Annotated in this window: 19 protein-coding genes and 1 pseudogene; 10 read left to right on the top strand and 10 right to left on the bottom strand. The window is 72.5% G+C overall.

Annotated features, from left to right (window positions below):
- Nucleotides 1-110: 110 nt before the first annotated feature.
- The 3 genes from EWH70_RS08160 to EWH70_RS08170 form a co-directional block, all read right to left on the bottom strand.
- The gene (locus tag EWH70_RS08160) at nt 111-1,484 is read right to left on the bottom strand and encodes a DEAD/DEAH box helicase (protein WP_205669059.1); all 1,374 of its coding nucleotides are present in this window, start codon (nt 1,482-1,484) and stop codon (nt 111-113) included.
- Nucleotides 1,485-1,708: 224 nt separating this feature from the next.
- On the bottom strand, nt 1,709-2,650 hold the full coding sequence (locus tag EWH70_RS08165) for a serine protein kinase RIO (RefSeq protein WP_130474645.1): 942 nt from the start codon (nt 2,648-2,650) through the stop codon (nt 1,709-1,711).
- A 1,063-nt stretch (nt 2,651-3,713) separates the two neighbouring features.
- Nucleotides 3,714-6,551: an ATP-binding protein gene (locus EWH70_RS08170; RefSeq protein WP_240686866.1), complete on the bottom strand. Its 2,838-nt coding sequence runs from the start codon at nt 6,549-6,551 to the stop codon at nt 3,714-3,716.
- A gap of 182 nt (nt 6,552-6,733) precedes the next feature.
- Between EWH70_RS08170 and EWH70_RS08175 the strand changes: the two genes are divergently transcribed.
- Entirely contained in the window at nt 6,734-7,933 is a 1,200-nt protein-coding gene (locus EWH70_RS08175) for a S8 family peptidase (RefSeq protein WP_130474646.1), read from the top strand.
- A complete protein-coding gene (locus EWH70_RS08180; RefSeq protein ID WP_130474647.1) occupies nt 7,933-9,111 on the top strand; it encodes a S8 family peptidase in 1,179 nt (392 codons plus the stop codon). The genes EWH70_RS08175 and EWH70_RS08180 overlap by 1 nt, the downstream gene beginning before the upstream one ends.
- A 59-nt stretch (nt 9,112-9,170) precedes the next feature.
- Here the strand turns inward: EWH70_RS08180 and EWH70_RS08185 are convergent, their stop codons facing one another.
- Nucleotides 9,171-9,644 (bottom strand): DoxX family protein, encoded by a 474-nt coding sequence (locus EWH70_RS08185; protein ID WP_130474648.1) that lies wholly within the window; start codon nt 9,642-9,644, stop codon nt 9,171-9,173.
- A gap of 90 nt (nt 9,645-9,734) precedes the next feature.
- Here EWH70_RS08185 and EWH70_RS08190 point away from each other — a divergent pair, with 90 nt between their 5' ends.
- The 4 genes from EWH70_RS08190 to EWH70_RS08205 all read left to right on the top strand — a co-directional run bounded on the left by EWH70_RS08190 (nt 9,735) and on the right by EWH70_RS08205 (nt 13,595).
- Nucleotides 9,735-10,301, top strand: coding sequence for a TetR/AcrR family transcriptional regulator (locus EWH70_RS08190; RefSeq protein ID WP_130474734.1), 567 nt, complete (start codon nt 9,735-9,737; stop codon nt 10,299-10,301).
- 266 nt (nt 10,302-10,567) lie between these two features.
- Entirely contained in the window at nt 10,568-10,963 is a 396-nt protein-coding gene (locus EWH70_RS08195; protein WP_130474649.1) for a cupin domain-containing protein, read from the top strand.
- Nucleotides 10,960-12,501, top strand: a complete 1,542-nt coding sequence (locus EWH70_RS08200) for a phytoene desaturase family protein (RefSeq protein ID WP_130474650.1) — start codon at nt 10,960-10,962, stop codon at nt 12,499-12,501. Before EWH70_RS08195 ends, EWH70_RS08200 begins: the two co-directional genes overlap by 4 nt.
- A gap of 5 nt (nt 12,502-12,506) precedes the next feature.
- Complete coding sequence (locus EWH70_RS08205) at nt 12,507-13,595, top strand: NAD(P)/FAD-dependent oxidoreductase (protein ID WP_130474651.1); 1,089 nt, start codon at nt 12,507-12,509, stop codon at nt 13,593-13,595.
- Here EWH70_RS08205 and yaaA read toward each other — a convergent pair.
- A complete protein-coding gene (yaaA, locus tag EWH70_RS08210; protein WP_130474652.1) occupies nt 13,592-14,335 on the bottom strand; it encodes a peroxide stress protein YaaA in 744 nt (247 codons plus the stop codon). The two genes, EWH70_RS08205 and yaaA, sit on opposite strands and share 4 nt — an antisense overlap.
- Nucleotides 14,336-14,391: 56 nt before the next feature.
- Here yaaA and EWH70_RS08215 point away from each other — a divergent pair, with 56 nt between their 5' ends.
- Nucleotides 14,392-15,327, top strand: a complete 936-nt coding sequence (locus EWH70_RS08215) for a GNAT family N-acetyltransferase (protein ID WP_130474653.1) — start codon at nt 14,392-14,394, stop codon at nt 15,325-15,327.
- Here the strand turns inward: EWH70_RS08215 and EWH70_RS08220 are convergent.
- The gene (locus EWH70_RS08220) at nt 15,320-16,228 is read right to left on the bottom strand and encodes a 2-hydroxyacid dehydrogenase (protein ID WP_130474654.1); all 909 of its coding nucleotides are present in this window, start codon (nt 16,226-16,228) and stop codon (nt 15,320-15,322) included. The two genes, EWH70_RS08215 and EWH70_RS08220, sit on opposite strands and share 8 nt — an antisense overlap.
- Nucleotides 16,229-16,238: 10 nt before the next feature.
- Nucleotides 16,239-16,592, bottom strand: a complete 354-nt coding sequence (locus EWH70_RS08225; RefSeq protein ID WP_130474655.1) for a VOC family protein — start codon at nt 16,590-16,592, stop codon at nt 16,239-16,241.
- 107 nt (nt 16,593-16,699) lie between these two features.
- On the opposite strand from EWH70_RS08225, the gene EWH70_RS08230 reads away from it, so the two are divergent.
- Both EWH70_RS08230 and EWH70_RS08235 read left to right on the top strand, forming a co-directional pair.
- Nucleotides 16,700-18,451 carry a proline--tRNA ligase gene (locus EWH70_RS08230; RefSeq protein ID WP_130474656.1) on the top strand — a complete coding sequence of 584 codons (1,752 nt, stop codon included), beginning with the start codon at nt 16,700-16,702 and terminating at the stop codon, nt 18,449-18,451.
- Between the two features lies 1 nt (nt 18,452).
- Nucleotides 18,453-19,409, top strand: coding sequence for a DUF8017 domain-containing protein (locus tag EWH70_RS08235; protein WP_130474657.1), 957 nt, complete (start codon nt 18,453-18,455; stop codon nt 19,407-19,409).
- 306 nt (nt 19,410-19,715) lie between these two features.
- On the opposite strand, the gene EWH70_RS08240 is transcribed toward EWH70_RS08235, so the two are convergent.
- On the bottom strand, nt 19,716-20,543 hold the full coding sequence (locus EWH70_RS08240; protein WP_130474658.1) for a DUF8017 domain-containing protein: 828 nt from the start codon (nt 20,541-20,543) through the stop codon (nt 19,716-19,718).
- A 9-nt stretch (nt 20,544-20,552) separates the two neighbouring features.
- Nucleotides 20,553-21,251, bottom strand: a complete 699-nt coding sequence (locus tag EWH70_RS08245) for an HAD family hydrolase (protein WP_130474659.1) — start codon at nt 21,249-21,251, stop codon at nt 20,553-20,555.
- An 83-nt stretch (nt 21,252-21,334) separates the two neighbouring features.
- On the opposite strand from EWH70_RS08245, the pseudogene EWH70_RS08250 reads away from it, so the two are divergent.
- A pseudogene (locus EWH70_RS08250) lies at nt 21,335-22,315 on the top strand (ABC transporter permease); the annotation flags it as partial.
- Here EWH70_RS08250 and EWH70_RS08255 read toward each other — a convergent pair.
- Nucleotides 22,259-22,669 (bottom strand): YjbQ family protein, encoded by a 411-nt coding sequence (locus EWH70_RS08255; protein WP_130474660.1) that lies wholly within the window; start codon nt 22,667-22,669, stop codon nt 22,259-22,261. The pseudogene EWH70_RS08250 and the gene EWH70_RS08255 sit on opposite strands and share 57 nt — an antisense overlap.

A 22,669-nucleotide genomic window follows, 5' to 3' on the forward strand; every position in this document is an offset into this window, starting at 1 on the left:
ACACTCGAACGGATGCCGCGGGTACGCCTGAGCCGGATGGCCCGGCTCAGGCTCCTGCTGCGTTATCTGCTGGCAGCCGACCACACGCCGTTCGGCATGTGGTGACAGGATCAGCCGTCGCGGCGGCGGGCCGGGGTCCGGCCGCCGGGGCGGTGCGAGCGACCCTGGCCGTTACGGGCACCGCGGAAGCCGCGCTCGGGCTGGCGGCCGCCGGATCGCGGCCTCCCGCCGAACCCGCGCTGCTGCCCGCGACGGGCCTGCTGCGGCTCCCTGCGACGCTCCACGACCGGCTCGCCACTGGGCTCGCGGGCACCGGTGATGCGGGCCAGTTCGGCGTCGCCGGGCCGGACGGTCGTGTTCTCCGGCCGGACACCGGCCCGGTCGGTGAGCCTGCGCACGGTGCGCCGCTGGTCGTGGGTGATCAGCATGACCACGACACCCGAGGCGCCCGCCCGGGCGGTACGCCCGGCACGGTGCAGGTAGTCCTTGTGGTCGGCGGGCGGGTCGACGTGCAGCACCAGGCTCACGTCGTCGACGTGGATGCCGCGCGCGGCGACGTCGGTGGCGACCAGCACGGTGGCGTCGCCGCTCTTGAAGTCGGCGAGCACCCGGTTGCGCTGGCCCTGGGTCTTGCCGCCGTGCAGCGCCGCGGCGCGCACGCCGCTGGCACGCAGCCGCTCGGTCAGCCGGTCGACGTGGTGCTTGGTGCGCACGAACATGATCGTGCGGCCCTCGCGGGCGCCGATCTCGGTCACGATGGCCTGCTTGTCCCGGAACGAGATCTGCAGCACGTGGTGTTCCATCGTGTCGACGCTGGCGGTCACCGGCGCCACCGAGTGCTCGACCGGGTCGGTCAGGTACTGGTCGACCAGCTTCTTGACGTCACCGTCGAGCGTGGCGGAGAACAGCAGGCGCTGGCCGTCGCGCGGGGTCAGGTCGAGGATCTCGCGGACCTGCGGCAGGAAGCCCATGTCGGCCATCTGGTCGGCCTCGTCCAGGGCGACGAAGGTCACGTCGGAGAGGTTGCAGGTGCCCTGGCGCACGTGGTCGGACAGCCTGCCGGGGGTGGCGATCAGCAGGTCGACGCCGCGGTGCAGGGCGTCGGCCTGACGGGTGAACGCCATGCCGCCGACGACCGTGCGGCACCACAGGCCGAGCGACTTGGCCAGCGGGGTCAGCGAGTCGGCGACCTGCATGGCCAGCTCCCTGGTCGGTACCAGAACCAGCGCGCGGGGGTGCCTGCTACGGGCCTTGCCGCCGTCGAGCCGGGCCAGCAGGGCCAGGCCGAACGCGAGGGTCTTGCCGGAGCCGGTCTGGGCGCGGCCGAGCACGTCGCGGCCGGCCAGCGCGTCGGGGATGGTGGCGGCCTGGATGGGGAACGGGCTGTCGATGCCGGCTTCGCGCAGCGCCTTGAGCAGCGGTTTCGGCAGGTTCAGGTCCGCGAACGAAGTCGTGGAACTGGCAGGGTCGAGCGTGACTGTCACTGTTGCCTCTCGGACGTGGAACGTCGCAAGGAGGCCCGGACGTCCGCACGCAGGCGGGACACGGCGAGTTGCGCCGTAGGCGTTCACAGGGACGAACCCGGCACACCGGTGGTGTGCCAACGGATGTAGGGGACCACCGCGCGGATTCGCTGCGGTGCTCGGTTCAGTGTAGCCGAGACCGGCGGGGGCCACGCCGCCGGGCGGTTGTGTGGCCCCCGCCACGCTCAGCGAAGTCCCGCTGTCATGCGCAGTTCACGGGTCACAGCGTCCACATCGGCCAGATCCGCGGGCAGGCCCCTTCCGGTGAACCAGCCTGCGATGTTGCGTACGTCACGCGCGAGGAACTCCAGCCCGCGTGGGTTGGCCACGATGTCGACGACCTGGGGGAGGTCGATCAGGACAATCTGTCCATTGTGGACCATGACGTTGTACGCCGAGAGGTCGCCGTGGGTGAGCCCCAGCGCGGCGAGCTGTTCGAGCGCGATCGTGGTCTGGTGCCACAGGTCACGCAGCTCGTCCGGGTCCGGCCGTAGCTGGGCCAGCCGGGGCGCGGCCGTGCCGTCGGCGTCGCCGACGAACTCCAGCAGCAGCTCCGTGCCGTCCCGCTGCACCGGGTAGGGCACCGGCGCTCCGGCCTCCCACAGTCTGCCGAGCGCGGCGAACTCGGCCACCGCCCACTGCTCGGCGATCAGGTTGCGGCCGAAGGCGGTGCGGGTGGCGATGGCGCGCATCTCGCGGGACCGCCGCATCCGGCGTCCCTCCAGGTAGCCGGCGTCGCGGTGGAACATGCGATGCTCGGCGGCGCGGTAGCGCTTGGCGGCCAGCAGGCTCTGCCTGCCGCCGGGGATGCCGCGGCGCAGCAGGTGCACCTCGGCTTCCTTGCCGGTCTTGAGCACGCCGAGTTCGGTGTCGACGGCGGCCAGGTCGGTGATCACCCAGTCCGGGTGCGGTGCCGGGCCGTGCTCGGCGGCGTCCCAGGTCGACCAGCGGTCGCCGGGGATGTCGGTCTCGGTGTAGGCGTCGGCCCGCAGGTCGGCGAGCCGGACGCGTTCGGCTTCGGTGAGCCTGCCGCTGCGGGCGGGGGCGGGTTCGTCGTCGAACCGGGCCCTGCGTTGCTTGCGCCGCACCGGGGCGTTCTCGATGCGGTCGAAGTCGTGCTTGCGCACTGGGAGTACTCCCTCTGGTGAAAAGGAAGCCCCAGCGTTGGAACGGGCTGCTCGTGGTCAGCCTGCCGGGGCGTGCGGACGGGCATGGGTCAGGCCCGCGACGGTCCTTGCCATGGGGCCACCTCCTTCGCGTCCGCCGGCCGCGCCGGCACTCGTGCTGATCACGCCGACCCTGCCGCACCCCGCTCGCCGCCCGCAACCGATTTACCGGCGCCGGACCTCCGGCCCGGCAAAGTCCGGGTGCTGTGCCCCCAATGTGGCATTGGGGAACTTGAACTCCCCCAATGCCACATTGGGGGAGTTTGCTGGGTCTCTTTCGTGGTGGCGGCTGGGTCTGCTGGGGCGGATGGGACTGGTGAGGCCGCGACCACCGGGCGGCGGGAGTATGAAGGCCACCTTCATCACATGAGACGACAGAAACTCGGCCTTCACACCGAACGACGGGCTATCAGCCCACGTGTCCGTGGCCAGCAGCACCGGACTGTGCCGTGAAGGGGCCCTCACGGCATCAGACGCCAGGGCTCCGGCAAAAGTCGGGAGGTCGGGAGCGCGTTATTCGCGTTCCGGAAGGCGAGACTCGGGTTCCTGAGGACGAGACTCGCGGTGAGTGGTCCGTTGGCGTGAGGGTGGGTTCACGGGCTGGGACGCGGGGTCCGGATGGTGAGTGACGTGTTCAGGAACGCGAAACTCGCGGTCCGGCCCGGCAGGTTAGCGCGGGCGGCCCGTTCGGCCAGGCGAGGACGGGTTTGTCCCGCGATCTGGAACCGCGTGCCGGTCAGCGGGACCGGGGCGGCGGGAACGTGCAACTCGCGGGTCTGGAACGGTCGACTCGCGGGTCGGGAACGGAGGACTCGCGCGAACGGGCTGTTCACGCGGGCGATCAGTGCCACGTGAGATCCGGCGTCCACATGGTGAGTTCTGCGCTCACGCACGCGAGTTCTACGTTCCGGTACACGAGTTCCACGCTCGAAACCAGCCACCTCGCCTGCCCGCGACCCGGGACCCTGACACGGATGCCGTGCGGGCCCCTTCACGGCATGACGCCACCACATCGGGCGGGCGGTCAGGCGTCGGGCGGGTTCTCGTGCAGCTCGGCGCGGGAGCGGGCGCCGAGCTTGCGCAGCACGCCCGCCACGTGCTGCTCCACCGTGCGCCGGGACAGGAACAGCACCTCGGCGATCTCCCGGTTGGTCCGCCCGGCCGCGACCAGCCGGGCGACGTCGCGTTCCCGGGGCGACAGCTCGTTGCCGTAGCCGCGGCGGCCACGCCGCGAGGGCGTCACCGCGCCGCCGACCCGCAGCACGTGCCGGCAACGCGCCCCGTCCCGGGCGGCTCCCAGCCGCTCGAACTCCTCGGCCAGCGCGGCGTAGCGTTCCGGGTCGTCCGGGCGCAGCCCGAGCAACCGCTCGGTGACCAGCGCGGCCGGGTAGGGCGCGGGCAGCCGCTCGTAGCGGCGCCGCGCGTCGTCCAGCCGCTCGACGGCCGCCGCCGGCGAACTCTGGTGCTGGGCCAGGATCCCGGCGGCCTCGGCCAGTGCCGCCCTGGCGTGCGGAGCGTCCCGGTCGGTCAGCGCGCGGTGCAGCTGGTCCAGTGCCTCCGCGGCGGCACGCTGCCTGCCTGCCCGGCAGTAGGCGTCCACCGCGGGAGGCACCAGCTCACCCGCCCACGACCAGACGTTCTTCTGCCGCAGCAGCGCCAGGCCCCGGTCGGCCGCTCCGATGGCCTCGGCGATCTGGTCGCGGGCCAGCAGCATGCGGACCGTGCCGCCGAACGCGGCGAGCGCGACCGGCGCGATGGCGTTGTCCGGGTCTCCCACCCCGGCCTCGGCGAACCGGGCGGTCGCGCTGTCCCACTCGCCACGCGCGACGGCGAGCGATCCGAGCACCAGCGACAGCTCACCCGCGACCGGCACCAGGTCGCGGTACTCGTCCAGCAGCCGCGTGCAGCGTTCCTCCAGGCCGGTCCACTCGCCGGTCAGCCAGTCCAGGTGGGCCTGCGTGGCACGCGCGGTGCCGACGACGAACGGCGCACCGCAGTCGGCTGCCAGCTGGATACCGCTGCGCAGGAACCCCTGCGCGCGATCGAAGTGGCCGGTCCACGCACACGCGTCGGCGAGGTTGCAGTGCGCCCTGGCCAGCTGCCGCTGCTCGGCGGGGGAGCCGACGGTGGCAGGCAGCTGGTCGATCTGCGCCCACGCCACCGGATCGCCGAGATGCAGCCGGGAGCCGGTGGTGCTGGCCAGCATGGTGGTGCGCACCAGGCGGTCGGTCGACGCGGCGACCTCGGTGTCCACCTCCGCCATCCACCGCAGGTGCTCGGCCACCGATGCCGAGCCGACGAACGGCAGCGCCAGCACGGACTTCGCCTTCAGCGCCAGCGCGGGCCGTTCCGCCAGCTCGTCACAGGCCTGCGCGATCTCCATCCGCCCGGCGGCGATCCCGCCGTACTGCCGGATGAGCAGCATCCCGAGCCCGAGCCGGACCTCGCCGCGGCACGACTCGGACAGCCGGTGGTCCGACAGCAGCCGCTCCAGTGCCGCGGCGACCTCGTGCTGGGCCAGGCCGTTGGACGCACCCTGGCTGAACTTCACCGCGAGCCGGTCGACGTCGTGCCTGGCCAGTGCCGGCTCGTCGAGCAGCCGCCGCAGCAGCCGGGTGGCGGTCGCCGGATCGCCGACCTCGGCCGCCCGGTCGGCGGCCGCCTCGCCGTAGTGCACCCACTCGGTGACGGCGCCGGCCAGCCTGCTGTGCTCGGCGAGCGCGAGCAGCGGTTTGGGCTCCCTGCGGCTGAGCACCCGGACGCACCGCAGGTGCAGGGCCCGCCGGTCCGGCCCGGCCACCGACCGGTACACCGCCTGCCGGGCCAGGGTGTGCCGGAAGTCGTACCGCCCGCCGTCCTGCTCCAGCAGGACGGCACCGTCGGCCAGCCGGGCCAGCGCGGGGACCGCGCGCTCCGGCAGCAGGGCGGCGACCTCGGCGAGCAGTTCGACGTCGGCGGGCACGCCCAGCACCGCGGCGGCGTCGGCCAGGCGGCGGGCGGGCAGCGGCAGCCCGGCCAGCCGTTGCGCCATCGCCTCCCGCAGCAGTACGGGGACCTCCAGCTCGTCCAGCAGCTCGTCGTCGGCGGTGTGGACGGTGCGAAGGGTCTCCTCGACGACGAACGGGATACCGGCGGTCCGTTCGTGCAGCTTGACCGCGAACTCCAGCGACACCGGCTGCTCACCGAGCAGGACGCAGGCCAGCCGCCGCACCTCGTCGGTGCCGAGCGGGTCCAGGTGGATCAGCGCGCTGGCCACGCCCGGCGCGGGCCGGAACGCTCCGCCCAGCGGCAGCCCGCCCGGCCGTTCCTCGCCGCGGTAGGTGATCAGGACCGCCAGGCTGGGCGGGGGATCGGCCATCAGCAGCCGCAGCAGTTCCCGGGAGCCGTCGTCGGCCCAGTGCACGTCCTCGACCACCAGCAACGCGCCGTCCAGCGCCCGCAGCAGCGCCCGGATCGCCCGGAACAGCCGGTGCCGTTCGGCACGTGGGTCGCCGAGGGGTTCCGGCGCCGGTGGCAGGGCGGTGACCTCGGGCAGGTACGGCCGCAGCGCTCCGGTCTCCGGGCCGAGCGTGCCGGGCGACAGGTGGTCGCCGGCGGTCCGCAGTGCGTCCAGCAGGACGCCGTAGGGGAACGGTTCCCGCAGCTGCTGGCATTGCCCGACCAGTACCGCCCGCCCGGCCAGCTCCTGACTGCGCAGCATCTCGGTGACCAGCCGGGTCTTGCCGACGCCCGCCTCGCCCTCCAGCAGGATTACCGCGGGTGCGGCGGTCACGGCCGACACGAGCGTGTGCAGCTCGGCCTCCCGCCCGACCAGGATCGGGGAGGAGGTCCGGACGCCTGCCCGGAGCCGCTCGGTACGCATCCATCGCAGCCTAGGTCGATCTTGACGGCTTTGACACCACCTGGGGATTCCCGCGCTGTTGACACCTATTAAATACGGGCGGCTACGGATCGATGCCGTGCTTGTTCCGTAGGTGGTGTCACCCAACAGTGGTGTTCGCGTGACAGCGTGGTTACGCGGATGGACTGATGGGAGTGTCGGGAATGCGTGTTTCCTCTCGAACCAAGCTGGCGCTGGCGGCGGGCTGCGCCGCCGGTCTGACGGCCCTGGGCCTGGCCGCACCGGCCACGGCCGCCCCGCAGGGTGAGATCCGGGGCGCGGGCGCCGAGGGCGCCATCGCGGGCAGTTACCTGGTGGCGCTGCGCGACAACGCGCCGCTGGCCAGCGCCGGTGAGCTGGCAGGCAAGCACCGCGGCCAGGTCACCCGTGGCTACGACACGGCGCTGCGTGGCGTGGCGGTCCGGATGAGCGAGGCCGACGCACGCAGACTCGCCGCCGAGCCCGGTGTCGCCTACGTCGAGCAAGACCGTGTGGTCAGCATCGCCGGTACGCAGAACAACCCGACCTGGGGCCTGGACCGGATCGACCAGGCCCGGCTGCCGCTGGACGCGAAGTTCACCTACCCGGACAACGGCGGTGCGGGCATCACCGTGTACGTAGTGGACACCGGGGTACGGATCAGCCACCGCGAGTTCGGCGGCAGGGCGGCCAACGGCTACGACTTCATCGACAACGACGCCGTCGCCAACGACTGCCACGGCCACGGCACCCACGTCGCGGGCACCGTCGCCGGCACCACCTACGGCGTGGCAAAGAAGGCCTCGGTCGTCGGCGTCCGGGTGCTGAACTGCCAGGGCAGCGGGACGACCTCGCAGATCGTCGCCGGCCTGGACTGGGTCGCCAAGAACGCGAAGAAGCCCGCCGTCATCAACATGAGCCTCGGCGGGGGCGCCAACTCGGCGATGGACGACGCGACGCGCCGGGCCATCCGCGCCGGCGTGACCACCGCGGTCGCGTCCGGCAACAGCACCGCCAACGCCTGCAACTACAGCCCGGCCAGGGTGTCCGAGGCCATCACGGTCAACGCCACCGACCGCTCGGACAACCGGTCGTCGTTCTCCAACTACGGCACCTGCACCGACATCTTCGCCCCCGGCACGTCGGTGACCTCGGCGTGGAACACCAGTGACACGGCCACCAACACCATCAGCGGCACCTCGATGGCGACCCCGCACGTCGCCGGCGCCGCCGCACTGCACCTGGCCGCCAACTCCGGTGCCACCCCGGCTCAGGTCCGGGACGCGCTGGTGAACAACGCCACCAGCGACGTCGTGCGCAACCCCGGTTCGGGCTCGCCGAACAAGCTGCTCAACATCTCCTACCTGAACACCGGCGGGCGCTGATGCGCCCGGCGATCGCCCTCGCGGGTCTTGCCGGTCTCCTGCTCACGCTGCCGGGAACGGCGGCGGCCGCGCAGCCGGAAGGCGTCGTCGTCCAGGCCGGACAGCACGTCGCCGGCTCCTACGTGGTGTCGCTGAAGCCGCAGGCCGCCGCGGCGGCCGCGGGTTCGCTGGCCGGCCGGTACGGCGGGCAGGTCAAGGCGACGTTCTCCGTCGCCATGCACGGGTTCGCCGTGACCGGACTGGACGAGGCAGGCGCCCGCAGGCTGGCTGCCGACCCCGCGGTGCGGGCGGTGTACGAGGACGGCATGGCCAGGGTGGCCGGCGTCCAGGACAACCCCACCTGGGGCATCGACCGGATCGACCAGAAGAACCTGCCGCTGGACAGGAAGTACAACTACGCCAACACCGCGCCCGACGTCACGGTGTACATTGTGGACACCGGGATTCGTTACTCGCACAGCGAGTTCGAGGGCAGGGCCGAGACCGGGTACGACTTCGTCGACGAGGACCCGGACGCGAACGACTGCAACGGTCACGGTTCACACGTGGCAGGCACGGTCGGCGGCAAGCTCTACGGTGTGGCCAAGAAGGTCAAGCTGGTCGGCGTGAAGGTGCTGGGCTGCGGTGGCAGCGCACCCGACTCGGACGCGCTGCAGGGCATCGAGTGGGTGGCGAAGAACGTCGTGAAGCCCGCGGTGGCCAACTTCAGCATGACCTTCGACACCCCGGACATCGGTGACGAGGCGATGGCGGGGCTGCTGGCGGCGGGCGTGGTCCCGGTGGTCGCGGGCGGCAACGACAACGGTGGCAACGCGTGCGACCGTGGCCCGGCGAAGATCCCCCAGGCCATCACGGTCGGGTCGACCGACGCGCGGGACAACCGGTCGTCGTTCTCCAACGTCGGCCGCTGTCTCGACCTGTTCGCGCCGGGCAGCAACATCACCTCGGCGAGTCACCTGTCCGACAACGGCAACGCGACCATGAGCGGGACGTCGATGGCGACCCCGCACGTGGCCGGAGCCGCGGCGCTGTACCTGCAGACCGACCGCTCGGCGACCCCGGCGACGGTCAGCTCGAAGCTGACCGGCAACGCCACCAGCGGCGTGGTGCGCAACGCCGGTTCGGGTTCACCGAACCTGTTGCTCAACACCGGGTTCATCACCGCGGCCGGTCGCTGATCCTTCGGGTCACCACACGGCCCCCCGTGGTGGCCCGGGTCAGGGAGACCCCGTGCTCGTCACCCCACGCGAGCACGGGGTCCCCGTCGCGTCCGCAGGTGTGCGACGACCACCGACAGCGTGGCGGCGAGGAACACCACCTGCATGGCCGTCCGGGGGGCGAGCTGGTCGCCGGTTGAGATGGCCAGGCCGTTGGCGGCCGCGTAGACGTTGGCCGGGAACATCGCCACCAGCAGGACACTGAGCCCGCCCGCGGCCCACGGCGCGGTGCGGTGCCAGAGCAGGGCCGCCGCGCCGAGCAATTCGAGGACGCCGGTGACGGTGACCAGCAGGCCCGGCGCGGGCAGTGCGGGCGGAACCATGGCGATCAGCTCCGCACGCATGCCGACGAAGTGGGCGACGCCGGTCGCGGTGAACATGGCAGCGAGCCCGCCGCGGACGGCGACCGGCCACGGTTTCAGCGCGCGGACGCCGGCCGCTCCCGCGGCGAGCAACCCGAGCGTGACGACGATCAGGATGATGAGCGGGGCCATCGGCCGACTCCCTTCCACTGGAACTTGTCATTGACAAGATTGCGCCCGTCCTGCGAACTTGTCAATGGAAAGATTCCGGCTAAGCTGTGGATCATGCCGTACCACCACGGTGACCTGCGCCGGGCCGTTCTGGACGCCGCCGTCGCGGCCATCACCGAACGCGGGCCCGCCGGGCTGAGCCTGCGCGACCTGGCCCGCCGGGCGGGCGTGTCCCACGCCGGACCCGTCCACCACTTCGGTGACAAGGCGGGCGTGCTGACGGCACTGGCCGCGGAGGGCTACGACCTGCTGGCGGGCACGCTGGTGGACGCGGAGGCCGAGACGGGCGAGTTCGTCGAGGTCGGCGTGGCCTATGTGCGGTTCGCGGTGGAGCATCGCGCGCACTTCGAGGTGATGTTCCGGCCGGACCTGTACCACGCCGACGACCCGGAGCTGGTCGCCGCGCGGGACCGGGCCGGGCAGGCGCTGGCGCGCGGCGTCGGCTCGATGGGCGAGCGGGCCGGGCCGGACGCGCGGATCACCGGCGTGGCCGCCTGGTCGCTCGTGCACGGCTTCGCCACGCTGTGGCTCACCGGCGCGCTGGCCGACGACCTGACCGGGGACCTGGAGACGGCCGCCCGCGAGGTCGCCGCCCGCCTGTTCCCGGACGACGCCTGAAGCACGTGAAGGCCCCCTTCACCACGTCAGACGTGATGAAGGGGGCCTTCACCACCATGACGAGACAACACCAGGCCGAGCCCGCCGCAACCAATGGCACCTTACTTGCGCCTTGCGCACCCAAGGCGCCCTCAGCAACCGCCTCGGGGCCCGGCCAACCCGACTTCGCCGCGACGCGGACCTCAACGGTGGTGAAGGTGGCCTTCACGTGCTTTGACTGCACTGGCACGCAGACAACACCGGTGCGGATGCTGGATCATGGCCGCATGCAGGACTTCGACACCCAGCACGTGTCCGACGCGCCGGAAGTACCCGCGCCCGACGGCTCGGCCGTCCGGCCGATGTGCACCATCCCGGACGCGGGCAGCGCCGCGTTGTTCGAGCTGGCGCCCGACCAGGTCTCCACCGCTGTGTCGCACGCCACCGTGCAGGAGATCTGGTACATCGTGGGCGGTTCCGGGCAGATGTGGCGCAAGCAGGGCGGGCGGGAACAGACCGTCGACCTGACCCCGGGCACCTGCCTGACCATCCCGCTGGGCACGACCTTCCAGTTCCGCGCGGACGACCACGGCCTGCGGGCGTTCGGCGTGACCATGCCGCCGTGGCCGGTCGACTCGCCGGACGAGGCGCGCACCGAGACCGGCCCGTGGGACGCGACGTGACCGCGAGCTACGACGTCGTGGTGGTCGGCGGCGGCCACAACGGGCTGGTCGCGGCTGGCTACCTGGCGCGAGCGGGCCGTTCGGTGCTGGTGCTGGAGCGCAAGGACCGGCTCGGTGGCGCGGCGGTGTCCACGCGTGCCTTTCCCGGTGTCGACGTCCGGCTGTCGCGCTACTCCTACCTGGTCAGCCTGCTGCCCGCGAAGATCCGCGCCGACCTCGGCCTGCGCGTGGAACTGCGCCGCCGCCGGACGTCGTCCTACACGCCGGTCGGCGACACCGGCCTGCTGGTGGACACCGCCGACGAGCGCCGCACCGCCGCCTCGTTCGCCTCGGTGACCGGCGGCGACGCCGATTTCGCCGCCTGGCAATGGTTCTATGCCCGCACCGGTCACGTGGCCGCCCGGATCTTCGGCACGCTCACCGGACCGCTGCCGAGCAGGAAGGCACTGCGCGCGGCCGTCGGCGACGACGAGGCGTGGCGGATGTTGTTCGAGCAGCCGATCGGGCAGACGCTGGAGGAGACCTTCGGCGACGACACCGTGCGCGGCGTCGTCCTCACCGACGCGCTCATCGGGACGTTCGCCGACGCCCACGAGCCGGACCTGCGGCAGAACCGCTGCCTGCTCTACCACGTCATCGGCAACGGCACCGGCGACTGGGACGTGCCCGTCGGCGGCATGGGCGCGGTCACCGGCGCGCTGATCGACGTCGCCGCGGACGCGGGTGCCGAACTGCTCACCGGCGCCGAGGTGCTGGCGGTGAACCCCGACGGCGAGGTCCGCGTGCGCCAGGGCGACACCGAGCGGACGGTGCACGGGCGGCACGTCCTGGCCGGTGTCGCACCGGAGGTGCTGGCCCGGTTGCTCGGCGAGGACACCGGCCGGCCCGCACCGGAGGGCGCCCAGCTCAAGGTGAACATGGTGCTGTCCCGGCTGCCGCGGCTGCGCGACGCGAGCGTCGACCCGCGGGCGGCGTTCGGCGGCACGTTCCACGTCAACGAGGGCTACCGGCAGCTGGCCAACGCCCACCGGCAGGCCGCCGCCGGGGCCGTGCCGGACCTGCCGCCGTGCGAGATCTACTGCCACTCGCTGACCGACCCGTCGATCCTCGGCCCCGCCGAACGGGCAGCCGGCGCGCAGACGCTGACGTTGTTCGGCCTGCACCTGCCCGCCAGGGTCTTCGCCGCGGACAACGATGCCGCCCGCGAGGCCGCCCTGCGGGCGACACTGGCCTCGCTGAACTCCGTGCTGGCCGAACCGATCGAGGACTGCCTGTGGCGCATGCCCGACGGCACGCCCTGCCTGGAGGCCAAGACCCCGCTCGACCTGGAGGACGACCTGGCCCTGCCTGCCGGGCACATCTTCCACGGTGACCTGTCCTGGCCCTACGCCACCGACGACGACGCCGTCGGCACCTGGGGCGTGGAGACCGCGCACGAGCGGATCCTGCTGTGTGGCTCCGGCGCGGCCCGCGGCGGCGGGGTCAGCGGAATTCCTGGCCACAACGCCGCGATGGCCGTGCTGGCGGCCGGAAGGTGAAGCCCATGCGAGTGATCGTGATCGGATCGGGAATCGGCGGAGCGAGCACGGCCTACCAGCTCGCCCGGCGCGGAGCGGACGTGCTGGTGGTGGATGCCGGCGTCGCCGGAGCCGCGACCCTGGCCGGGGCGGGCATCGTCTCGCCGTGGACCACCCGCCGCGACGACGCCGAACTGCGGCTGGCCGGACGGGCCGCCGCGTTCTACCCGGAACTGGTCGCGCAGCTGGCCGCCGACGGCGCACCGGACTGCTCCTACGAGGTCGTCGGCGGCATGGTGGTGTCGGCCGATCCTGCCGACCTGGACGAGCGCGAGGAACTCCTGCACCGCCGGGCAGCCGAGTTCCCGCAGGCCGGGACGGTGCGGCGGGTGCCGCCGGACCAGGCACGCGAGCTGTTCCCGCCACTGGCGCCCGAGCTGGGCGGCGTGCACGTGTCCGGCGCGGGCCGGGTCGACGGGCGGGTGCTGCGCGCGGCGCTGCTCGACGGCGCCGTCCGCCGCGGGGCGGCCATCGAGCGCGGACGGGCCGAGCTGGCCGGGGGCAAGGTACTGGTCGACGGCAGGCCCGAGGCCGCGGACGCGGTGGTCGTCGCGGCTGGCGCGTGGAGTGCCGAACTGCTCGCGCCGCTGGGTGTCGAGCTGCCGGTGGCGCCGCAGCGCGGCCAGATCAGCCACCTGGAGCTGCCCGGGACGGACACCGCGACCTGGCCGGTGGTGCTGCCGCCGTCGTCGCACTACCTGCTGGCGTTCGCCGGTTCGCGGGTGGTGGTCGGGGCGACCAGGGAGACCGGCTCCGGCTTCGACCACCGGATCACCGCCGGTGGCCAGCACGAGGTGCTGGACAACGCGCTGGCGGTCGCACCCGGACTGGCCACGGCCACGCTGCTGGAGACCAGGATCGGGTTCCGCCCGGCCAGCCCCGACGGCCTGCCGCTGCTCGGCGCCGTCCCGGGGCATCCGACGCTGCACGTCGTCACCGGGTTCGGCCCGGCCGGGCTCACCCTGGCGCCCTACGTGGGCGTGCTGATGGCGGAGGGTGTCCTCGGCGAGGAGTCCGAAGTGGACATCTCCGCGCTACGACCGGACCGGTTCTAGGCGTCGGCGAGCAGCTCCAGCTCGTGCTCGCCGGTGCGTTCCACGGCGAAGCCGAGCCGGGTCGCCATCCGGACCAGACCGGCCACAGTGGACGGTTCGCGGGGAGCGGTGGCCAGCGCGGAGGCCAGCCTGCCCTTGTACGCCTTGTTGTGGTGGCTGACGGTCAGCCGCCTGCCGTCCTCGCCCTCGGACACCACCCGCACGGTCACCGCGTCCGGAATCCGTGCCAGCGCCGCGTACGGGCCGGAACGCAGGTCCAGCACCAGCCCGTTCACCCTGGCCAGGGCCGGTTCCAGCGCAGGCCGCCACAGCGAACCCAACGGCCCCAGTGCCGGAACCTTGCTGCCGCCGGACAGCCGGTAGGCGGGAATCGGGTCGGTGGCGCGGACGACGCCGAACAACGCCGAGCACACCGCGAGCCTGCGCTGTGCCCTGGCCAGTTGCGCGCGGCCGAACGCCGGCACGTCCAGCGCGTCGTAGAGCACGCCGGTGTAGCGACGCAACGCGGGCAGCGTCGGTGCCGACCACAGCCCGGCGTTGCGCTCCACCTCCTCGTCCTGGCGCTGCGACAGTCCCAGTGCCGCCAGGCTCGCCGGGACGTCGGCCGCCAGGTCGACCAGCGCGTCGGCCACCTTCTGCCGGGTCGGGTTCAGCTCGGCGAACCCGAGCGCGGCGAGGTCGAGCGGCGGGCCGTCGCCGCCGGGGGCCTTGGTCTCGGACGGGGGAAGCAGCACGAGCACGTCAGCCACCCTAAATCGGGTGCCCCGCCGTCGTGCCACCGCCTAGGGTGCTGCGCGTGCGACTCCAGTGGCGGCCGCTGCGCCTTTCCGATGCTCCTGAGCTGGTCCGACTGCTCGCCGAGGTGGAGGCGGCAGAACCGGCGGAGGGAGTCCCCGCGCAGGCCGACGTGGTCGACCATCTCACCCGTCCGGGGCTCGACCTGGCCGAGGGCAGCACGTCGGTGTGGGCGGGCGACCGGCTGGTCGGCTACGCGACCGCGCAGGTCCGCCCGTCAGCCGATCCGGTGCACCTGCTGGTCGTGGGATTCCAGCTCGCGCCGGACCACCGCACGCCCGAGCTGTCCGGCGAGCTGGCGCGCTGGTGCGAGACCACCGGACGGCGGCTGCACGCCGAATCCCACCCCGGCGTGCCGCTGCACCTGTACCTGCGGGTCCCCGAGGGCCAGAAGTGGCTGACCGAGGTGGCCGAGGTCGCCGGCTACCGCAACGAGCGCACCTACCTGCGTATGCGGGTGGCGCTCGGCGAACTGCCGGAGCTCCCGGAACCGCCAGCCGACCTGCGGCCGGTGCCGTTCGAGCCGCGGCTGGACGAAGCCACCCGGCTGGCCAACAACGAGATCTTCACCGAGCACTGGGGCATCATCCCGCAGTCGCCGGAGGTGTGGCGGCACGGAACCACCGGCAACCGCGCGTTCCGGCCGGACCTGACGTTCGTCGTGCTCGCACCGGACGACACCGTGCTGGCATTCCTGACCGGCCTCGTGCACGGCGACGAGGTGTACTTCGGCGACATCGGCACGCGGGCCGAACTGCGTGGCCGGGGCGCCGCCACCGGGCTGGTCGGGCACGCGCTGCGGGCCGCCCGCGACGCGGGACTGGCGACCGCGGCACTGACCGTCGACCGGGACAACCCCGGCGCGTTGCGGATCTACCAGCGATGCGGGTTCGAGGTGGTCCACGAGGTGCGCAACTTCATCCTGCGGGTCAGCTGACCACGTTGAGCAGGGGCTCGCCTGCCGCGAACCGGCGTAGCTGCTCGACGATCAGCCGCTTCGCCCGCGGGTAGAACGAGGCCGATCCACCCGCGACGTGCGGGGTGATCAGCACACCGGCCGTGGTCCACAGTGGATGGTCCGGGGGCAGCGGTTCCGGGGCGACGACGTCCAGCGCGGCCCGCAGCCTGCCCGTGCCGGTCTCGGCGGTCAGCGCCGCGGTGTCCACGGTGGACCCCCGGCCGACGTTGACCACGAGCGCGTCGTCGGGCAGCGCGGCCAGCTCGGCCGCGCCGATCACCCCGCGTGCCGACGGGGTGTCGGGCAGCACCGCGACGAGTATGTCGGCCCCGGGCAGCAGTCCGGGAAGCTCGCTCACGCCGTGCACACCCTCGGCCGGGCGGGCCGTCGACGCCACCGGCACGACGGTCGCCTCACCGGCGGTCATGAACCGCGCGATCGCCCTGCCGATCGAGCCGTACCCGAGCAGCACCACCCTGCTGTCGGCCAGCGAGCGCGTGTGCTCGCGCTCCCAGGAGCCGGACCGCTGCTGGTCGACCCAGCGCGGCAGATCGCGCTGGGCGGCCAGGATCAACGCGAGCGCGTGCTCGGCGACGCTGGCGTCGTGCAGCCCTCGGCCGTTCGCCAGCTCGACGCCGGCCGGCAGCAGCGGGACGACCTTGTCCACCCCGGCGGACAGGCTCTGCACGGCCTTCAGCGCGGGCATGGCACGCATCAGCTCGATCGGCCCGCTGCCCCGGTCGTAGGGCAGGACGTACAGCTCGACGCCGGACAGGTCGGCCGGCGGCGACGCGACGCCGTCGTAGACGTCGATCCGCAGCCCGTCCGGCAGCGTGCCGTAGTCCGCCAGGTCCGCCCACGGCACCAGCACTCGCGTCATGCCACGGACACTAATGTGGCGTTCCCACGCAGAACTCGTTGCCCTCCGGGTCGGCCAGCACGGTCCAGTCCAGGCCGGGAACGGAGTGCTCACGCAGCTCCGTCGCGCCCAGCCCGACCAGGCGGGCCACCTCGGCGGCCCGGTCGCCCGTCCCGAAGTCCAGGTGCAGCCGGTTCTTGCCCGCCCGCTCCTCGGGCACCTGCTGCAGCGCGACCGACACGCCGGTGCCCTCCTGCGGTGCCAGGACGAGGTAGGCGTCCTCGAAGTTCTGAACGACCTCGACGCCCAGCGCCTTGGTCCAGAACCCGGCCAGCGCCACCGGATCGGCACAGTCGACGGTCACCATTCCCAGGGTCATAGTCATGGCCGCACGCTAGCCGTCACCACCGACAACACCGGTTGCGGCAGCTCGCGCGGGGTTGACTACCCTTCGCAGAACAGCTATCGCCCTTGCCGCGAGGAGTACCCGAAGTGATCACCAGGATGTCGTCGTTGTTCCTGCGCACCCTGCGAGAGGACCCGGCGGACGCGGAGGTGCCGAGCCACCGGCTGCTCGTCCGCGCCGGTTACGTCCGCAGGGTCGCGCCGGGCGGGTACACCTGGCTGCCGCTGGGCATCCGCGTGCTGCGCCGGATCGAGGCCGTGGTCCGCGAGGAGATGGACGCCATCGGCGCGCAGGAGATCCAGTTCCCCGCACTGCTGCCCAAGGAGCCCTACGAGGCGACCAACCGGTGGACCGAGTACGGCCCCAACCTGTTCCGCCTGAAGGACCGCAAGGGCGGCGACTACCTGCTCGGGCCGACGCACGAGGAGCTGTTCGCGCTCACCGTCAAGGGCGAGTACAGCTCCTACCGCGACTACCCGGTCACGCTGTACCAGATCCAGACCAAGTACCGGGACGAGGCGCGGCCCCGGGCCGGCATCCTGCGTGGCCGCGAGTTCGTCATGAAGGACTCCTACTCCTTCGACCTCGACGACGACGGCCTCTCGAAGTCCTACCAGCTGCACCGTGAGGCCTACATCCGCATCTTCGACCGGCTCGGCCTCGACTACGTCATCGTGTCGGCCACGTCCGGCGCCATGGGCGGGTCGGCGTCGGAGGAGTTCCTCGCCGTCGCCGAGACCGGCGAGGACACCTACGTGCGCAGCACCGAATCCGGTTACGCGGCCAACGTCGAGGCCGTGGTCACGCCCGCCCCGGCGGAGCTGCCGGTGGAGGGCCTGCCCGAGGCGCAGGTGCACCACACGCCCGACACGCCGACCATCGAGACACTTGTCGACTTCCTCAACGACAAGGCCGGGCTGGGCCGCACGTTCACCGCGGCCGACACGCTGAAGAACGTCCTGCTCAAGACCCGCCAGCCGGGGCAGAAGGACTGGCAGCTGCTCGCCGTCGGCGTGCCCGGCGACCGCGAGGTCGACCAGAAGCGGCTGGAGGCCTCGCTGGAGCCCGCCGAGGTGGCCATGCTGGAGGAGGCCGACTTCGCGGCCAACCCGTTCCTGGTGAAGGGCTACATCGGCCCGAAGGCACTGCAGGACAACGGCGTCCGTTACCTCGTCGACCCCAGGGTCGTGCGCGGCACCGCGTGGGTCACCGGCGCGGACAAGGTCGACCACCATGTCGTCGACCTGGTCTGCGGGCGTGACTTCACGCCCGACGGCACGATCGAGGCCGCCGAGGTGCGGGAGGGCGACGCGTCGCCGGACGGCAAGGGCACGCTGGTCGCCGCCCGCGGCATCGAGATCGGCCACATCTTCCAGCTCGGCCGCAAGTACTCCGACGCGTTCGAGCTGGACGCGCTCGGCCCCGACTCCAAGCCCATCCGGATCACGATGGGCTCCTACGGCGTCGGCGTGTCCCGGCTGGTGGCGGTCATCGCCGAGCAGTACCACGACGAGCTCGGCCTGGTGTGGCCGCGCCAGGTCTCGCCCTACGACGTGCACCTGGTCATCGCGGGCAAGGACGAGACCGTCGCCGCGGGGGCGGAGAAGATCGCGGCCGAGCTGTCGGCGGCCGGGCTGAGCGTGCTGCTGGACGACCGCAAGGCCACCCCGGGCGTGAAGTTCGCCGACGCCGAGCTGGTCGGCGTGCCCACCATCCTGGTGGTGGGCCGCGGTCTGGCCAACGGCGTCGTCGAGGTGAAGGACCGGGCCTCCGGCGAGCGGACCGAGGTGCCCGTCGGCGAGGTGGTCGAGCACCTGCGCGGCGTCACCGGCCACTGACGTGGGCTGGTTCAACCGGCGGCAGCAGCGGGCCGGCGGGTACGAGGACAAGGCGGCGCTGTCCGGGTTCGGCGGCTACGAGCCGTCCGACAGCGGTGGTTTCGCGCCCACGCACGGCTTCGCCCCCGAGCCGAAACCGGAGCCGGAACCGGAACCCGAGCCGCGGAGCGAGCCGAAGCCCAACCACGCGAAGACCAGGCGGGCGGTGCTGGTCGGGTTCGCGGTGATCCTGGTGTGGGGCGGCATGTACTACGTGTCGACCACCGGCGGGTCCGACGACGAGCGGCCGCGCCCCACCACCCGCCCGCCGAGCACGTACACCCCGCCGCCGCAGGTCAAGGTGCCCGCCGTGGTGGCAGGCTGGCAGTCGGTGGCTTCGCGCGACGGCACGTTCGCCTACGACGTCCCGGCCAGGTGGACGCCCAAGCCCGGCACGATCCACGGCTGGGAGGGTGACGGCAGGCCGACGTTGTCGCTGACCACCAGCGCCTTCTACCGCGACGGGTACTGCGAGGGCGAACGCAGCTCCCGGCTGGCCGGTGCCGGGGTGCGCAGCGTCCCGGTCGTCGACGCCGCCGAGGCCACCGCGCAGACCGTCACCGAGGTCGCCGAGCGCGCCTACACCTGGGACGGCCCGCCGCCGCGGGTGTCGGTCGGCGAGGCGACCGACACGGAGATCTCGCTGAACGGCAAGAAGGTCGCGGTGAAGATGCGCCTGGCCGAGGTGACCCCGGCGGGCGGGCACCGGTGCCTGGTGACGAGCGCCCTCGTCGGCGCGATCGCGCTGAGCAATCCCAAGGCGGACAAGCCGGGCAGCGCGGTGCTGGTCGTCTACGCCGACCAGACGCGCGACCAGCCGACCACGCGTGACGAGATCGCCCAGATGCTGCGCAGTTTCCGCGGGGTGCCGGAGAAGGACAGGTCGACCATCCCCGGCACGCCGTCGGTGATCCGCTGACGCCCGGGCTGCGATGCCGTGAAGGGGGCCCTCACGGCTGCAGACGCCCGCGGCCCGGCAAAGTCCGGGTGCTGTGTGCCCCCAATGTGGCATTGGGGGAGTTCAAGTTCCCCAATGCCACATTGGGGGAGTTTGCTGGGTCTCTTTCGTGGTGACGGCTGGGTCTGTTGGGCCGGATGTGACTGGTGAGGCCGCGACCCCAGGACGGGATGTTCGTGAAGGCCACCTTCAGCACATGAGACGACAGAAACTCGGCCTTCACACCGGACAACGGGCTATCCGCCCACGTGTCCACGGCAATGGCCGCTAACGGATCACGCGCAGGCTGCCGGCGAGCCGGGTCAGTTCCTCGGCCGACAGCGCGCCTCCGACACCGGCGTCGGCGACGACGATGTGGACGTCGTCGGACCGCGAGGCGTGGGTCAGGACGGTGACGATCGCGCGGACGGCCGGCGGCTCGCACTCGCCCGGCCCGCCCTTGCGGGTCAGGGTCGCGGTGACGCGCAGGGCACTGCGGTCGGTGCCCGGCAGATTCACGGTCTCCGAGTTCTCGACGGTCAGCGCCATCGTCCGGGGCGGGTAGATCGAGGTGAGCAGGTTGCTGACGCCGCCGACCGAGCGGTCCCAGTCTCCGGTGAGCGAGGAGTCGTCGACGCTGTCGAACCCGCTGATCGCCCTGGCCTGGTTGGCGTTCGAGCAGTAGCCGAGCGCGAGCCTCGCCGCTCCGTCCACCCGGATGATCTTGCCGTCGCCGCTGGTCAGCGGCACTTCCCGGCCGCGCGGCTCGGGGGCCCAGTTCGGTGGCACGTCCACCGCGTACCGCCCGTCACCGGACACGGTGGCCTGCCAGCCCGCCACCACGGGCCCGGTCTGCGCGGACGGGGTGTCGCGGTCGGAACGGATGTCGCGGTACCTGTCGGCGAGCAGCGTGAACCCCACCACGGCGCTCCCGATGACGATCACCAGCAGCACGCCGATCACCGGTAGGCCGAACTTGAAGGGATGGTCGAGGATCCGCCTGCCCAGCGACGGCTTCGACGGCGGCGGCGCCGGTGGTGGCGGCAGGTCGGGCGGTGGCGGTTCCGCGGGCGGGACCCAGCTCGGGTCGTCCTTCTTCTCGTCCCCAGTCGGCATACCCGAAGACTAGAGCGCTCCCGCGAGCGTGGGCAGGACTTCACCGGTCTCGGACAAATCCCGGAAAACGGCGTGCGCCCCGGATTCGGCGAGTTCGGCCTCGGTGTGCTTGCCGGTGGCGACCCCGACGGCGACCGCACCGTGGGCCAGGGCGGCGGCGACGTCGTTCGGGGTGTCGCCGACCACGACCACCGACTCCGCCGGGAACCGCCTGCCGTGCTTGCGTTCCGCCAGCTCCATGGCGTGGGCGACCAGGTCGGGTCGCTGCGCGGACAGCGATCCGTAGCCGCCGATGTCGAAGTCCAGGTGCCGGTGCAGGTCGAACGCCGCCAGCTTGTGCAGCGCGATTTCCGGCAGGTTGCCGGTGACCAGTGACTGGACGACTCCGGCGTCGGCCAGCTTGGCGAGCGTGGTCGCGGCGCCGGGCAGGGCGTGCCCGTGCTCGGGCAGCGAGTCCCGTGCCCCCTCGGACAGCCGGATCAGCTCGGCCCAGATCCGCCCGACGGTCTCCTCGGTCGCCTCGACGTCGTGGGCGTGCAGCAGTTCGGTCGTGATGGCGAGTTCGGTGCGGCCGGGGAACGCCGGCATCTCCCGCAGGTCGATGCCGGCGACCGTGGCCAGCGCCTCGCGGTACCAGCGGCCACCCAGGCCACGCAGGTCGACGAGGGTCAGGTCGATGTCCCAGAGAACCAGTCGATCGGAGGTCACGGTATCGAACCTACTATTTCAACAGTCGTTGACTTCCTGCTACCGTGACCCTAATTCTACAAGTGGCGAATTTTGGAGGCGTCATGGTGACGTGGTCGCGGGGCGTACTCGCAGCCCTGGTGGGGGCGGTGGTCGCGGTCGTACTGGGCTTCCTGACCTTCGGCGCGCAGACCACGGTGGCGCCCGACGGGGTGCCGGTCGCCGTGTCCGTGCCGGAGCAGGGGCCGGCACAGGCCGTCGCACAGCGGCTGACCGGCCAGGGTGGTGACCAGCTGGCCTGGCGGGTCACCACCCCGGCGGAAGGTCGCGCGCTGCTGGAGGACAAGGAGGTCTACGGTGTCCTCGAACTCGGGCAGACGCCGGTGGTCGTCGTCTCCGGCGCGGTGAACCCGACCGGCACCCAGGTCGCCCAGCAGGCGCTGACCGGGGTGGCGCAGGCGCTGTCGCAGGGCGCGCCGGTGCGGGTGGAGACCCTGCACCCGGCCAGTGCTGCCGGACGCGCGGCGCCGATGGCACTGAGCGCACTGGCCTGGGTCGGCGCGCTGGCGGGCGGGGCCGTGCTCGCGTTGCTCGCCCGCCGCGCGGGCGGGGTGGCCGTGACGACCAGGCTGACCCTGGTCGGCGGGACGACCGTGCTGGTCACCGGGGTGCTGACCGGGTTCCTCTGGCTGTGGGACGACACCCTGCCGCTGAACGGCGAGGTGCTCGGCTTCCTGACGCTGGCGGTCGCCGCGTTCGCGGCGGTCCAGGCCGCGGTACTGCGGCTGCTCGGGATCCGGGCCATGGCCGTTCTCGGGCCGCTGTACCTGGTGGCGCCCGCCGTCGCCGGGACGGTCCCGGAGCTGCTGAACCCGGCGTACCGGGTGCTGCTGTGGTCGTGGACACCGTTCCGCTTCTTCACCGAGGGACTGCGCAGCCTGCTGCTGGGCACCCCGGACGCGCCCGACGTGACGACGGCGCTGTGGGTGTTCGCCGGCCTGCTGATCGCCGGGCTGGTGGTCCTGCTGCTACCCGGCAAGCAGGCTGAACCGGACCCGCCGGGCGGGGTTGTCGACGTTGGTGTCGACCAGGCAGATCGACTGCCAGGTGCCCAGGGCGAGCACGCCGCCGATCACCGGCAGGGTGGCGTACGGCGGTAGGAACCCGGGCACCACGTGGTCGCGGCCGTGACCGGGGGTGCCGTGCTGGTGGCGCCAGCGGTCATCGCGGGGGAGCAGGTCGTCGATGGCGGTGAGCAGGTCGTCGTCGCTGCCGGCGCCGGTCTCCAGTACCGCCAGGCCCGCGGTGGCGTGCGGCACCCACACGTGCAGCAGGCCGTCGGCCGCGTCGGCCTCGGTCAGGAACGCCTCGGCGTCCTTGGTCAGGTCGTGCACCACGGCGACGTGGCCCGTCCGTACCTCGATCTCCTTGGTGTACAT

The sequence above is a fragment of the Amycolatopsis suaedae genome (assembly GCF_004214935.1).
GTDB classification, from domain to species: domain Bacteria; phylum Actinomycetota; class Actinomycetes; order Mycobacteriales; family Pseudonocardiaceae; genus Amycolatopsis; species Amycolatopsis suaedae.

Bases quoted from the DNA above. Each gene is read 5' to 3' on its own strand.
- EWH70_RS08170 (WP_240686866.1), bottom strand. From the start codon at position 6,551: ATGCGTACCGAGCGGCTCCGGGCAGGCGTCCGGACCTCCTCCCCGATC.
- EWH70_RS08240 (WP_130474658.1), bottom strand. From the start codon at position 20,543: ATGCCGACTGGGGACGAGAAGAAGGACGACCCGAGCTGGGTCCCGCCC.
- EWH70_RS08255 (WP_130474660.1), bottom strand. From the start codon at position 22,669: ATGTACACCAAGGAGATCGAGGTACGGACGGGCCACGTCGCCGTGGTG.
- EWH70_RS08205 (WP_130474651.1), top strand. From the start codon at position 12,507: ATGCGAGTGATCGTGATCGGATCGGGAATCGGCGGAGCGAGCACGGCC.
- EWH70_RS08185 (WP_130474648.1), bottom strand. From the start codon at position 9,644: ATGGCCCCGCTCATCATCCTGATCGTCGTCACGCTCGGGTTGCTCGCC.
- EWH70_RS08175 (WP_130474646.1), top strand. From the start codon at position 6,734: ATGCGTGTTTCCTCTCGAACCAAGCTGGCGCTGGCGGCGGGCTGCGCC.
- EWH70_RS08225 (WP_130474655.1), bottom strand. From the start codon at position 16,592: ATGACTATGACCCTGGGAATGGTGACCGTCGACTGTGCCGATCCGGTG.
- EWH70_RS08195 (WP_130474649.1), top strand. From the start codon at position 10,568: ATGCAGGACTTCGACACCCAGCACGTGTCCGACGCGCCGGAAGTACCC.
- EWH70_RS08180 (WP_130474647.1), top strand. From the start codon at position 7,933: ATGCGCCCGGCGATCGCCCTCGCGGGTCTTGCCGGTCTCCTGCTCACG.
- EWH70_RS08220 (WP_130474654.1), bottom strand. From the start codon at position 16,228: ATGACGCGAGTGCTGGTGCCGTGGGCGGACCTGGCGGACTACGGCACG.